The sequence below is a fragment of the Nocardioides gansuensis genome (genome assembly GCF_003076135.1).
GTDB lineage: Bacteria > Actinomycetota > Actinomycetes > Propionibacteriales > Nocardioidaceae > Nocardioides > Nocardioides gansuensis.
In genome coordinates this window covers 46,316-59,706 of record NZ_QDGZ01000009.1, presented here as the reverse complement: position 1 = coordinate 59,706, position 13,391 = coordinate 46,316, and the positions used below count along the sequence as shown (strand labels likewise).

Sequence of the window (13,391 nt, the reverse complement as noted above, 5' to 3'; positions counted from 1 at the left end):
CGCTCACTCCGTCAGGGCCACGACCCCCGACGGGGTCACGGCGTGGGTGACCCGCCGGTCGTGGGCGTCGACGGGCACGTCGAGCCCCACCTCGTCGTCGTGGAGCAGCACCACGACGGGCGTGCCGACGGGCACGCGGGCCAGCGCGCGGTCGTAGGAGCCGCCGCCGCGGCCGAGCCGCTCACCGGTCCGCGAGGCCGCGAGGCCGGGGACCAGCACCACGTCGGCGGCCGCCACGGCAGAGACACCGAGCGGAGGCGACAAGGGCTCGAGGAGGCCGCGCGAGGCAGGCGCCAGCGACGTCGGCCCGTGGTAGGCCGCCCAGTCGAGGTCGAGGTCCGGCAGCAGCACGGGCAGCAGCACGCGCTTGCCCTGGGCGACGAGGAGGTCGAGCAGCACCCCGGTCCCGGGCTCGCGCCCGACGGAGACGTACGCCGCGACGGTGGCCGCGCGGCGTACCTCCTCCCAGGCCGTCAGGTGCTCCGCGATCGCCGCCGCCTCGTGGGCCGAATCGGCCAGCGGACGCCGCCGCCGGGCCGCGAGCACCTGGTCGCGGAGGGCCGACTTCGCGGCGGCGGATGGGGGGTCGAGTGGCGCTTGCACGGGATCAGCCTACGATCGGAGCATGGGTAGCAAAGGCCTCGAGCTCGCTCGCGCGAAGATGCAGGACGCGGGTGTCGACCCGGTCGCGATCGACACCTTCGCGCACTACTACCGCCTCCTCGAGCACGGCGAGACCGGGATGATCCCCGAGTCGGCGATCGAACCGCTCGACATGACGTCTCTGGCTGACGTCGAAGTCCCCGACGACGCGGCAGCGGATGCCATCCGGCAGACGTGCGTGATCAAGCTCAACGGCGGCCTCGGCACGTCCATGGGCATGGACCGCGCGAAGTCGCTGCTGTGCGTCCGGCGCGGGCTGAGCTTCCTCGACATCATCGCCCGGCAGGTGCTGCACCTCCGCAAGGAGTACGACGCGCCGCTGCCGCTGATGTTCATGAACTCCTTCCGCACCAGCGCCGACACGATGGCCGCGCTGGAGCGCTACACCGACCTGCCGGTCACGGGCCTGCCGCTGGAGTTCCTGCAGAACAAGGAGCCCAAGCTGCTCGCCGACTCGCTGCTGCCGGTGTCCTGGCCCAAGGACCCCGACCTGGAGTGGTGTCCGCCCGGCCACGGCGACCTCTACACAGCGCTGCGCGGCACCGGCCTGCTGGCCAGGCTGGTCGAGGCCGGCTACAAGTACGTCTTCGTCTCCAACTCCGACAACCTCGGTGCGGTGCCTGACGCCCGGGTGGCCGGCTGGTTCGCCACGAGCGGCGCACCATTCGCCATCGAGGCCGTACGCCGCACGGCCTCCGACCGCAAGGGTGGCCACTTCGCCCGCCGCAAGCAGGACGGGCGGATCATCCTGCGCGAGACGTCGCAGATCCTCGACGCCGACAGGTTGGCGTTCGCCGACTTCACCCGGCACCGCTACATGTCGACCAACAACCTGTGGTTCGACGTGCAGGCGATGGCCGACATCCTCGACGCCCGAGAGGGTGTCCTCGGGCTGCCACTGATCCGCAACGAGAAGACCGTCGACCCGGGCGATCCCTCGACGCCGAAGGTGATCCAGATCGAGACCGCGATGGGGGCCGCCATCGAGGTCTTCCCCGACTCGACGACCATCGAGGTCGACCGCAGCCGCTTCGTCCCGGTGAAGACCACCAACGACCTGCTGGTGCTGCGCTCGGACATCTACGACATCGGGTCGGACTTCGTCCTCGACCCGGCCACCGACCACGTCCCGTTCGTCGACCTCGACGGCGACTTCTACAAGCTGGTCGGCGACTTCGACAAGCGGTTCCCCGAGGGCGCGCCCAGCCTCAGGGAGGCGAAGTCCTTCCGCGTGGACGGCGACGTCACCTTCGGGCACGGCGTCAAGGTCCGCGGCGAGGTCTCGCTCGAGGCCAAGCAGGCCGAGCGCGTCGAGGCCGGCGCTGTCCTCGGTGACGGTGTGCCCGGGAATGGCTGACCTGCTCCCGGTCCCCGAGCTGGTCGAGCGGATCCTGGCGACGGTCTCGCCGCTGCCCGACTTCCCCCAGCCGCTGATGGACGCCCTCGGGCTGGCCCTCGCCGAGGACGTCGTCGCGCCCATCTCGCTGCCGTCCTTCGACAACTCCTCGATGGACGGGTACGCCGTGTCCCACGCCGACGTCGTCACCGCGACCGAGGAGTCCCCGGTGCACCTCCCGGTCGTCGGCGAGATCGGCGCCGGCCGGTCCGGGCTGATGGCGATGTCGCCCGGCACGGCCGTCAAGATCATGACCGGCGCCCCCGTGCCGCGCGGCTGCACCGCCGTGGTGCCCTACGAGTGGACCGACCGTGGGGTCGCGCAGGTGCGCATCACCCGCGCGCCGTCGGACGGCCAGCACATCCGCCGGGCGGGCGACGACGTCGCCGAGGGCGACATGCTGCTCGAGCACGGCACCGTGCTCGGGCCGCGCCACCTCGGCCTGCTCGCCGCGGTCGGCCGCGCCACGGTGCGCTGCCGGCCACGCCCGCGCGTCGTCGTACTCTCCACCGGCTCGGAGCTGCGCGACCCCGGCACCCCGCTGGGCCGCGACTCCATCTACGACGGCAACTCCTACCTCCTGGCCGCGTCCGCGCGCGCTGCCGGCGCGATCGCCTACCGCGTCGGGATCGTGCCCGACGACCCCCGGACCTTCACCGACGCGCTCAGCGACCAGCTGGTCCGTGCCGACCTCGTCGTGACGAGCGGCGGGGTGAGCGAGGGGGACTACGACGTCGTCAAGGAGGCACTTCGTTCCCTCGGCACGGTGTGGTTCGGCGGGGTCGCGATGCAGCCCGGCAAGCCGCAGGGCTTCGGCACGATCGGCGACGACAACACCCCGATCTTCACGCTGCCCGGCAACCCCGTGTCCTCCTACGTCTCCTTCGAGACCTTCGTGCTGCCCGCGATCCGACGGATGATGGGCAAGCTGCCCTACTCGCGGCCGGTGCGCCGGGCGCGGCTGACGCACCCGGTCTCCTCGCCGGCGGGCAAGCGGCAGTTCGTGCGGGTGCTGTACGACGTCGACCGCGGCGGGGCGTTCGTCACCCCGGTCGGCGGCCACGGCTCGCACCTGCTCGGCGACCTGGCGGCGGCCAACGCCCTCGTGGTGGTGCCGGAGGACGCGACGTCGATCTCCGCGGGTGAGATGGTGCAGGTCCTGCTGCTGGACGAAGACTTCTGAGAGGGGCGAGTGCTGATGACGGAGCACCGGCTGACCCACGTGGACGAGGCGGGCGCCGCACGCATGGTCGACGTGTCGGCCAAGGCGGTCACCGCGCGCACGGCCTCGGCGTCGGGCCGGGTGCTCGTCTCTGCCGACGTCGTCGCGCTGCTGCGCGGGGCCGGGGTGCCGAAGGGCGACACCCTCGCCGTGGCCCGGCTCGCCGGGATCATGGGCGCCAAGCAGACGCCGTCGCTGATCCCGCTCTGCCACCCCCTGGCGCTCTCCGCGGTCAGCGTCGACCTGACCGTCGCCGACGACGCCGTCGAGATCGTCGCGACCGTCTCCACCACCGACCGCACGGGCGTGGAGATGGAGGCGCTCACCGCCGTCTCCGTCGCTGCCCTCACCGTGGTCGACATGGTCAAGGCGGTAGACAAGGCCGCGGTGATCACCGACATCCGCGTCGAGACCAAGACGGGCGGAAAGTCCGGCGACTGGGTCCGGCCGTGACCGAGCCGCTGAAGGGAGCCGTCGTCGTCGCGTCCAACCGCGCCGCCGCAGGGGTCTACGCCGACGAGACGGGCCCGCTGATCGTCGACTTCCTGCGCGAGCAGGGCTTCGCCTGCGAGCCACCGGCCGTCGTGCCCGACGGGGAGCCCGTGGGGCAGGCGATCCGCGCCGCCGCTGACGCCGGCGCGCGCGTCGTACTCACCACCGGCGGCACCGGACTCACCCCCACCGACCGCACCCCCGAGGTGACCCGGGGGGTGCTGGAGCGGGAGGTGCCCGGCATCGCCGAGGCGATCCGTGCGTACGGCGTCGCGGCAGGCGTGCCGACCGCCTCGCTCTCGCGCGGGCTGGCCGGGGTCGTCGGGGACTGCCTGGTCGTCAATCTCCCGGGCTCGCGCGGCGGCGTGAAGGACGGGCTCGAGGTGCTCCGGCCCCTGCTGCGGCACACCGTGGAGCAGATCCGCGGGAGCGACCATTGACCGGCACTCCGGGCTGGCCTGTCGTGCTGCAGCACGGAGCGGTCACCCTGCGCCCCATCGAGGGCACCGACGGGCGCGACTGGCAGGCGGTGCGCGAGCGCAACATCGAGTGGCTGCGCCGCTGGGAGGCCACGATGCCGCCCGGCTCGAGCCAGCGAGCGACGGGCTACCGCGACGTGATCCGCCACCTCCGCAAGCTGGCCCGCGAGGGCGCGTCGCTGCCGTTCGCGATCGAGGTGGACGACCAGTTCTCCGGGCAGGTGACCGTCAACAACGTGCAGCGCGGGTCGGCGCAGTCCGCCTCGGTCGGCTACTGGCTCGACCAGCGTGTGGCCGGACGCGGGATCATGCCGCTCGCGGTGGCGATGGTCGTCGACCACTGCCTGGGGCCGGTCGGGCTGCACCGGATCGAGGTGTGCGTCCGGCCGGAGAACTCCAACTCCCTGCGGGTGGTGGAGAAGCTCGGCCTCACCGAGGTCGGCTACGCCCCGCGATTCCTGCACATCGACGGCGACTGGCGCGACCACCGGATCTTCCAGGTGACCGCCGAGGACTGCCCCGGCGGACTGGTGGAGCGGGTGCGGAGGCACTAATCCCACCAGTCACACGGGTTGTCTTGCGACACACCTGTGGACATCCGCCCCATCCTGCGCTAGCGAACTAACCTTCGAGGCGTGGACCTGAGCGCACTGATCTTCGTCGCCCTCGCAGTCGCGTGGGCCGTCTACCTCGTCCCGAAGGCGCTCAAGCACCACGACGAGGTGGTGCGCAGCCGTTCGGTCGACCGCTTCTCGCACCGCATGCGCGTGCTGGCCCGCCGCGAGCCGGTGAGCCGCCGCGACGCCCGCCTCGTCGTCACTCCGGGGCGCGCGCCGTCCGGGACGACCGTCTCCACCAAGGCTCGCCCCGAGCGGCCGGTCTCCGTGACCCCGCTCGCCGTGCGCCGTGAGGCCGCCCGTCGGGCGGCCCGCCGTCGCCGCCGCGTCCTCTTCCTGGTCATCCTCGCCAACGCCGTCGTGATCGGCCTCGCGGTCGGCAAGCTGGTCGTCTGGCCCTGGGTCGCGGCCCCGGCGACCATGCTCGTCGCCTGGCTCGTCGCCTGCCGCCTGATGGTGAAGTCGGAGCGCGCGGCTGCTCGCTCGGCGGCCCGCGGTCTCAGGGCACAGGCGGTGCCCGATGTCGAGGCCCGCATCCCGGTCGAGGACCAGCCCGAAGTCGTCGATGAACCGGCCGCCGTCGAAGAGCCCGTGGTCGCTGCGGCTGCGGCCCCGGGCGCCTGGGACATGGTCCCCACGACGCTCCCGACCTACGTCACCAAGCCGGCCGCCACGCGGCGTACCGTCCAGACGATCGACCTCGAGTCCACCGGGGTGTGGACCTCGGGCCGCATCGAGGGCGACTCGGCGCTGGCCCGCGAGGCAGAGCAGTCGGAGCGCGCTGCCCGCGACGCCGCCGCCGCCCAACGGCGCGCCAGCGGCTCCTGAGACAGCGCGGTCGATCGGCCCCACCTGGTGTCCCGGATCGGCCACGATCTCGATTGGGAGCCGCCCAGCGGCTGGTGCTATGTTCTTCCCTCGCATGGGGCTGTGGCGCAGTTGGTAGCGCGTCTCGTTCGCAATGAGAAGGTCAGGGGTTCGAATCCCCTCAGCTCCACCACGTGACGAAGAACCCGCAGGTCGCCCTGACCTGCGGGTTCTCGCATGTCCTGCCCTTCACGCCGCGGGACTGACACCGGTGATGTTCGTCGGCAAAGTGCGTCCGCTTACCCCCCGCGTACCCCGGGCCTCGGTGCTGCCCGCGCGGGGCCGTGGCGGGGGCCCCGGCTGGGGTCGTTGAGACGCTCCAGCCCCGCCTGGTCGGCCGAGGTGCCCAGGAAGTGCAGGTACCGGTTGGTGGTGGCGATCGACTCGTGTCCCATCCACGCCTGGACCGTGCCCGGGTCCACGCCCCGTGCCAGCCACAAGCACGCCGCGGTGTGCCGCAGGTCGTGGATTCGCCGACCGCCGCCGGTGCGGTCCCACTTCACCGTCCGTAGCACGGCCGTGCGGTGCAGGCGGGCACCGCCCGTGGTGGTCAGCAGCAGGTCGGTCGGCTCCTTGGAGACGATGAGCCGCCGGATGATCGGGAGGATCCGGTCGGCCACGGGCACCCGGCGCCCGCGCCGGCCCTTGGTCGCCTTCACCGTCCCGCCCTCGGTGTGCGAGCGGCGGACGAGCAGACCGGCCGTCGGCACCTCGACCACGTCCTCGACCAGCACCGCCCGCGCCTCGCCCCACCGCATCCCGGTCCAGCCGAGCACCAGCAACACGTCGGCCAGGTGCGGGTCGTGCTCGTGCCACCGCTCGTAGGCGGCCTCGAGCTCCGCCTCCGTCCACGGCCGCATCTCGGTGGGCTCCTCCGAGGACCGGGGGACCTTCGTCCCGGTCACCGGGTTCCGCACGATGATCTTCTCCCGAACGCACCAGGCGAAGAAGCTGGACAGGCTCGCGCGATACCGGACCACCGATCGCTCGCTGAGACCGTGCTGGATCAACGCCTCGAACGAGCGGGCCACCTCGCGCTCGGAGACGGCCGACACCTGCATGGCCTGCAGGCTCGTGGGGACCAGCCGCTGCAGGGCCTGGTCCGTGCGATACGTCTTGGCCGCCACCGTGAACTCGCGGATGGCCAACCACTCCTCCAACAGCGCCCGCATGAGACGGCGTCCAGTGCGGGGATCAACCCCACCGGCGAGGGCAGCCCTCTCTCGCGCGAGCCAGTCGCTCGCCTCCCGCTTGGTGTCGAAGGTCCGGCTGGCGACGAACTGCCGGCCGCTCTTCAGCCGCGCCCGGAACCGGCCGCTGGGAGTCATCTCGATCATGTGCGTCGTCCTCCCCGCGGCGCGCCTACGACGCCCGCGCGAGCCACTGCTCGACGTCGAGGCGCCGATACCGCGGACACGTCGGGGTCATCCACGTCACCCGCGGACCCATCCCACGCTGCCGCCACCGGCACAACGTCGACTCCGACACCCGGATCCACTTGGCCACTTCACTGCTGGTGAGGATCTCCTCCACCGTTTCCATCTGGTCACCTCCGACCACCCGGGGCGGCACGCGCCGCCCGCGATTCTCTGATGGTCACCTAAGAACGCGACGCCTCACCGAGCGATCAATGTCGCCTGTGGAATTCCTGCGTTCCTTCCGCATCTGGGGATGCAGTCGCCGCAGGGACGCTCCGGACTCTCACCGTCGTGGTGGTTCTTGGGCGCTGCCCATCGCCCCCTATGACGCGATGGCGAGCACTTCCCTCTGCCCGCAGTTGTCGGTCAGATGGTCCAGAACAAGGTTGAAACCGGATCCACATTCTTCAGCGCGCAGTAGCAACGCTGGAGCGTGCACTCCAGGCGGCGAGCGGCTTCCTCCTCATTGTGAAGGAGTTGACCGGCACGCAGTAACTGCGTATGATCGAACACATGTACGGTAAACTCGGATCCATTCTGCGTAGCGCGCGCGAACGCAAAGGGCTTGAGCAGGCCGAAGTCGCGCGCGAACTCGGGGTCGGGCAGCAGGCGGTCAGCACCTGGGAGCGCGGACGCTCGCGACCGAGGCGCAAGACGCTTCGCGCCGTGGCAGAACTGCTGGGACTTGCCGAGCACGACCTTGTTGCTGCCGGTGCCTACGCCACGGCAAGTACCGAGGCGGCACCAGTGGCCCCGCGGACACGGGCCTTACCCCTCGCAGGACTGACCCCCGAGCGTTTCGAAGACTTCACGGTGGAGATCGTGAAAGCACTAGTACCTCGTGCACACGTGACGCGGTTCGGAGGGCCGGGGGACACTCAAGACGGCATCGACGTCCTAGCTACAGACTCGAAGACCGGCGAGGTCCTGGCGACCGCACAATGCAAACGTCACGCGACATTCGGAAAGGCAGCCGTCAAGAAGGCTGTGGACGCCGTCAAGATCGACGCCGCGCAACATCATCTCTTCCTGTCGCGTGAGACGGCGTCCCCGGGTGCTCGAACGGAGATGAGCAATCACCCTGGCTGGACCCTTTGGGACGGCGAGAGCATCTCCCAATACATCCAGCACCAGATGCCACTTGATGCGGCCGTCCGGCTGGTCGACAGCTTCTTCCCTGGTCACCGGGAAGCCTTCCTTGGGGTGCGCTCCCCCGGGCCGTGGCTACTACCGGAGGATCATTTCATCTCGCCCCAAGGACAACTCTTCAACCATGACTGGACCTTGGTTGGTCGCGAGGACGTGGTTGATCAGTTGGCGGCCGCCCTCTACGACAGCAGCGCGCAGCTGGTCACGCTGGACGGTCGCGGTGGCCTAGGCAAAACCCGGATCCTGAAGGCTGTAGCTGAGGCTTCCCCGGACGAGGCCACCGCAGTGTTTGTGCTACCAGACAAGACCCCGGTTGCTCCCGAGCACTTCGAGCTTCTGCCAAGCACGGGTGCCCTGGTGCTCCTCATCGACGATGCGCATGAGCGGGATGACGTGACTGATCTGATAGCCGCCCTGCGCCGGCGCAACAGTGAGGCCAATATCCTGCTCGCGACTCGGCCGTATCGCTGGGCCGCCATGCGCAACGACTTACAGCGATCGGGCCTCCTTCCGGACGAACATCAAACGATCGTGCTGGCCGATTTGCCGATCAGCGCGGTAGAGCAGCTTGCTCGTGAAGCGCTCGGGCCAGACGTCAACGAGAGCGTCGTGCAGCGTCTGGCCCGTCTCACTACTGACTGTCCTCTTGTGACAGTGGTTGGCGGGACTCTGATTCGACGTGGCCAGCTCGATCCCTCGCAGTTGGGCCAGGACGACCAGGTACGCGAAACCATCCTGGGGCGTTTCAGCGAAGCCCTCATCGCCGACCCTCTGGTTGCCGATCCGGAAACACGGCGTGGTGTGCTCGAGGGCATCGCCGCTCTGCAGCCGGTTCGCACGGACGACCAGTCATTCCGTAGCACGCTATCGACTGTGGTTGGAAAGCCATATGACCAACTGCATAAGCACGTTCGCGACCTCGAAGCAGCCGGCGTGCTACGTCGGCGCGGGAGCTCGCTCCGCATCGTTCCCGACTTGCTCGGCGACATCTTGTTGAGCCGCGCCTGTGTGGATGAGACCGACGGGCATCCGACCGGCTACCTGGACCGCGTTCGCGATGCTGCAAGTAGCCAAGCGTTGCAGCACTTGTTCGTGAACATCAGTCGTGTCGACTGGCAGGTCCGTCGACGACAGACAAACAATGCACCCCTGGTTGACGCCCTCTGGGAACCGTTCGAGGCCGAAGTGCGGGAAGCGAACATTCCTGGTCGCCAAGCAGCGGTCAAGCTCTTGACTGAGGTCTCCTACTTCCAGCCGCAGCGCACTGTCAGGATTGCGCGCTGGCTCGTCGACAATCCGACGGACGACCCCGGTGACACGTCTTCTGGATGGGCGTTTCTTGGCGTGCCGATCTACGCCGACGTATTGAGCGACCTGGTCACGATGCTGAAACCCGCGGCCTACACGCTCCAGACGCTCCCGGCCGTCCTTGAGCTGTTGTGGGAGCTGACGCAGGACGACCAACGCCGCACGAATCAACACCCAGAGCATCCACTGCGCGTGCTGGGCGAACTGGCCGGCTTTGAACTGGCCAAGCCGTTGGATTACAACGAAGCTGTTCTTGACGTCGCCAGCAAGTGGTTTGCCGACACCAACAAGGTCTCGCCATTCGAGGTCCTTAAGCCTCTGCTGGCGACCGAGTCGAGTAGTCAGAGCTACCAGAACTACAGCCTGACCTTCCAACCCTTCGCCTTGAACGCCGACGTCGTCATGCCCCTGCGCAGGCGTGTGATCGCAATCGCCCTCGATGAGATGCGGCAGCCGCATGTCGGGCGAGCAGTTGCTGCCGTCGAGTGCGTCGAGGCGTCACTGCGCTACCCCACTGGCATGTTCGGTCGAGAAGTGACCCAACAGGAACGGGATCGGTGGACGCCGTCGTTCGTCGATACGATCGAACAGCTCGGAAGCGTTGCTGTCGAAAACGAGCTCGACCCCGCCGTGCTGGTCGCGGTGCGAAAGGCCCTGAGTTGGCATGCCGGCTACGGACCGGAAGCCACCAAGGCGCCCGCCAGGAAGGTATTGCAGAAGCTCCGGGACGAGCTCGCCGACAAGGTCGCGCTCATCATTCATGACGGGTGGGGACACCTGGTCTTCGACCGCGAACGCGACTTTGAGAAGGCGCAAGCACGAGTGCAAGCTCGCCTGCAGCAGGCAGTCGACCAACTCACCGAAGAGCGCGACGACGAGAACGTCATCTCCCTTCTCGAAGAACGGCTGCAGGTCGAGCGCGTTGCATTTGGCGCCGACAAAGGGAATCTGGGGCCGCTGGTTCAAGCGATGGTCGAGGCGCGCTCATCGTTGGCAGGTCATCTCGTGGACGCCGTCCTTGCTGGCCGGGCCCCTGCGCTGATCTCCGCGCTGCCCGTGGCGCTGTCTGTCCTTGCTGCGCAAGACGACCAGGCGGCGTTTGAGCGGGCAACACAGCTGCTCCAGGTTGACGAGCCGTGGGCCACTCAGGCGGTCGCCCAAGCGTGGGGATGGAACCGCGGGCACCGCCCTGTGCTGCCCGAAGAACTTGAGCTGCTGCTCCAGTTCGGGTCACACGAGAATCTCACGGTGCGCCAGGCGCCGATCACGGTTGCCCAGCGTGCTGCGAAGGAGGATCCGCAGCTGGCGGCGCGACTTCTGGCATCGGTTAGATTCTCCGACAGTTCGCACGTGGCGGACGAAGTCTGCTCCTGCTTCGGCCGTTATGTGGGCCTGTCCTGGGACGCGCTCGACGAGGATCAGCAAGAGCACATTCGGGATGAGCTCGTCCTGCTGGACGACATTGGGCAGCACTCGATTACGGCGTTCCTGGCGGATCGATCCGCCATCGACCCTGAGTGGGTCATCGCGCTGCTGCAGACGCGTGTCGAGGTTGGCGAGGGGCTTGAGCTACGCGGCGACTACCGACCCATGCCGTTCTCCTTCGACAACCACCTGAAGGTTCGCGAGCACCCACACTTCGAACAGTGGCTGCGCAAGCTGCAGCTATGGATCGCCGCCAAGACCGACTCCTGGATGCGCGCAGAGAATGGTGCGGATCTCTTCAAGGAGGTCGCTCGCCAGTACGACTCCAGTGTCCTGTCCCTGCTCGAGGACGCGATCGGCACCGGTGATATGGAGCAGATTGATTCGGCGGCAGCAATCCTCCGTAGAGCACCACGGACGTTCGTCTGGCAGCAGCAGGAGTTCGTCGAACGGGTCTTCGCAGCCACCGAAAAGGTGGGCGACGAAGCGCAACAGGCGCTGAAGAACGCGCTATGGGGAGCGACGATCTCAGGCACGCGAAGCGGAACGCCGGGTCAGCCGTACCCCGAGGACGTCGAGCAGCGCGATAGGTGTCGCGAGGTCGCGAGTTTGATGCCGAAGGGCTCGGCCGCTGAGCGCTTCTACCTCGACATGGCAATCTCCGCGGAGCGGGCTATCGAAAGCAGCGTTGATGAGGATCGTGAAGACGACGGCAGACGCTGGTAGCGGACCGCCCGACGGTGACGTTGCGCCAGAGGTGGGCCAGCGTCTGCTGCAGCGAGGCTGCAATCGCCCACCCCGATGGCCTGCGGTTGTTCTCGGTCCCAGACCGCCGGGGACTGAGCGCCATGCGTCGCGAGCATGCCTTCGAGCTTCGCGTGGTTCGTTGCGTCTTCCCGCCGCGAGCGTGTCCGCGTTGACTCGGACACCACTCAGGTCATAGTGCGGTCGCGCGAGTGGCGGTTCGGTAGAGGGTCATCAGAGCTTGCTTGTCGTCGTTGCGGAGCAAGGGATCGTTCATGAGAGCGCGCTCAACATCGTTGTCCACTAAGTGCTCAGCCACCAATGTCTCGGCCTTCACCCCAAACAGCGAAGCCAGTGCTTCGAGTTGCTCGGGGTTGGGGAATCGGCTGCCCCTCTCCCAGTGCGAGACTCGCGTCTGATGTACTCCCACCTCGGCTGCGACCTGCTGCTGAGTCATGTTGGACTCGCGTCTCTTGGACTGAAGCCAAGCCGCTAAGCGCATATTGGTCATATGCGCATAGTGCACTTGCCGCCAATCGCTGTCAAGCAGCTCGTGGGGTGTGTGTCTGGTGCGTCTTCCGCCCCCTGTCGGCGCGGGATACGGGTGCGCTCGTGTCCGGCTGAGCGCCGGACCATCCGCTGATCAGCGGAGTTGATTGCGCACACCGTGCGCGGGACCCTGGAACTGGGCCGCGAGGCGGCTCGGAGGCCATCACGAAGGGGCCGGTCCAACCGTGTGTCGACTGCTCGGCTTTGTCGCCCGCCGACCGACATCGGTGTTCGAGTTGCTCGGGCAGGAGCATTTCGACGCGTTCACCGCACTCACCGCCGTGCACGGCGACGGCTGGGGCATGGCCTGGCTGGACCCGGATTCCCCCACCATCCGCTGCGTGACCTCGGGCGAATCGGCCATCGCCGAGACGGCGTACACGCAGCTTGCCCGTCAGCGGCTCGGCAGGGCCGGCATCGTGCATCTGCGGTGGGCGACACCGGGCTTACCAGTGACACCGCAGAACACCCACCCGTTCGTCGATGGCGGATACGCATTCGGGCACAACGGGCACATCGCGCCTATCGACCGGCTGGAAGGCCTGCTTACCCAGGAGGCTCGCGCCACGCTCCGCTGCGACACCGACAGCGAGCGGTACTTCCGATTCGTCAAGCAATGCATCGCCGAGCAAGGCGACGACACCAAAGGCCTCAGCCAGGCGCTCGGCGTACTCACCAGCGAGTTCCCCGAGGCGAGCCTGAACGCGCTGCTGATGACCCCCGCGCACATGTTCGGGGTCCACATCAACAGCAAGGCATCGGCGCCCGTCGATGGGCTACACAAGCTCTTCTCCTCCACAGAGGAGATCCCCTATCGACACACCGACGACTACTTCGCGATGGACTTCCGGCGCACCCCGGACGCCGTGCACGTCATCTCCAGTGGCATCGACCCCGACGGCTGGACGCCGGTGCCCGAAGACACCGCAGCAACGGTCGACCTCGCGTCGCTCGAGATCACCCGCCTAGATGGGTGGGCGACCCAGCGCATCGAGGAGTCTGACTGAGGCCTTCTGGTCGACATTGAAGATGAGTGGTTCCGACCAGACCTCGAGCTTTGTC

12 protein-coding genes and 1 tRNA gene are annotated in these 13,391 nt (G+C 68.3%); 9 read left to right on the top strand and 4 right to left on the bottom strand.

Annotated features, from left to right (window positions below):
* Positions 1-3: 3 nt before the first annotated feature.
* Complete coding sequence (locus tag DDE18_RS18835; RefSeq protein WP_116573826.1) at positions 4-603, bottom strand: 5-formyltetrahydrofolate cyclo-ligase; 600 nt, start codon at positions 601-603, stop codon at positions 4-6.
* Between the two features lie 22 nt (positions 604-625).
* Between DDE18_RS18835 and DDE18_RS18830 the strand changes: the two genes are divergently transcribed.
* The 7 genes from DDE18_RS18830 to DDE18_RS18800 all read left to right on the top strand — a co-directional run bounded on the left by DDE18_RS18830 (position 626) and on the right by DDE18_RS18800 (position 5,869).
* Positions 626-2,020, top strand: coding sequence for a UTP--glucose-1-phosphate uridylyltransferase (locus DDE18_RS18830; RefSeq protein WP_116573825.1), 1,395 nt, complete (start codon positions 626-628; stop codon positions 2,018-2,020).
* Positions 2,013-3,242 carry a molybdotransferase-like divisome protein Glp gene (gene glp / locus DDE18_RS18825; RefSeq protein WP_116573824.1) on the top strand — a complete coding sequence of 410 codons (1,230 nt, stop codon included), beginning with the start codon at positions 2,013-2,015 and terminating at the stop codon, positions 3,240-3,242. The genes DDE18_RS18830 and glp overlap by 8 nt, the downstream gene beginning before the upstream one ends.
* Positions 3,243-3,257: 15 nt before the next feature.
* Positions 3,258-3,734: a cyclic pyranopterin monophosphate synthase MoaC gene (moaC, locus tag DDE18_RS18820; protein WP_211754636.1), complete on the top strand. Its 477-nt coding sequence runs from the start codon at positions 3,258-3,260 to the stop codon at positions 3,732-3,734.
* Positions 3,731-4,213 carry a MogA/MoaB family molybdenum cofactor biosynthesis protein gene (locus DDE18_RS18815; protein WP_116573823.1) on the top strand — a complete coding sequence of 161 codons (483 nt, stop codon included), beginning with the start codon at positions 3,731-3,733 and terminating at the stop codon, positions 4,211-4,213. Before moaC ends, DDE18_RS18815 begins: the two co-directional genes overlap by 4 nt.
* Positions 4,214-4,236: 23 nt before the next feature.
* Positions 4,237-4,806, top strand: a complete 570-nt coding sequence (locus tag DDE18_RS18810) for a GNAT family N-acetyltransferase (protein WP_245916872.1) — start codon at positions 4,237-4,239, stop codon at positions 4,804-4,806.
* Between the two features lie 81 nt (positions 4,807-4,887).
* Positions 4,888-5,697 (top strand): divisome protein SepX/GlpR, encoded by an 810-nt coding sequence (sepX, locus tag DDE18_RS23110; RefSeq protein ID WP_165821238.1) that lies wholly within the window; start codon positions 4,888-4,890, stop codon positions 5,695-5,697.
* 96 nt (positions 5,698-5,793) lie between these two features.
* A tRNA-Ala gene (locus DDE18_RS18800) sits at positions 5,794-5,869 on the top strand.
* 106 nt (positions 5,870-5,975) lie between these two features.
* Here DDE18_RS18800 and DDE18_RS18795 read toward each other — a convergent pair.
* Positions 5,976-7,073 carry a tyrosine-type recombinase/integrase gene (locus DDE18_RS18795; protein WP_116573821.1) on the bottom strand — a complete coding sequence of 366 codons (1,098 nt, stop codon included), beginning with the start codon at positions 7,071-7,073 and terminating at the stop codon, positions 5,976-5,978.
* A gap of 25 nt (positions 7,074-7,098) precedes the next feature.
* The gene (locus DDE18_RS18790; protein WP_116573820.1) at positions 7,099-7,278 is read right to left on the bottom strand and encodes a helix-turn-helix transcriptional regulator; all 180 of its coding nucleotides are present in this window, start codon (positions 7,276-7,278) and stop codon (positions 7,099-7,101) included.
* Positions 7,279-7,667: 389 nt separating this feature from the next.
* Between DDE18_RS18790 and DDE18_RS18785 the strand changes: the two genes are divergently transcribed.
* Complete coding sequence (locus DDE18_RS18785) at positions 7,668-11,762, top strand: helix-turn-helix domain-containing protein (RefSeq protein WP_165821237.1); 4,095 nt, start codon at positions 7,668-7,670, stop codon at positions 11,760-11,762.
* A 211-nt stretch (positions 11,763-11,973) separates the two neighbouring features.
* Here DDE18_RS18785 and DDE18_RS18780 read toward each other — a convergent pair whose 3' ends face one another.
* Positions 11,974-12,282, bottom strand: a complete 309-nt coding sequence (locus DDE18_RS18780; protein WP_281258411.1) for a helix-turn-helix domain-containing protein — start codon at positions 12,280-12,282, stop codon at positions 11,974-11,976.
* Positions 12,283-12,514: 232 nt separating this feature from the next.
* Between DDE18_RS18780 and DDE18_RS18775 the strand changes: the two genes are divergently transcribed.
* Positions 12,515-13,336: a class II glutamine amidotransferase gene (locus tag DDE18_RS18775; RefSeq protein ID WP_165821236.1), complete on the top strand. Its 822-nt coding sequence runs from the start codon at positions 12,515-12,517 to the stop codon at positions 13,334-13,336.
* Positions 13,337-13,391: the final 55 nt, after the last annotated feature.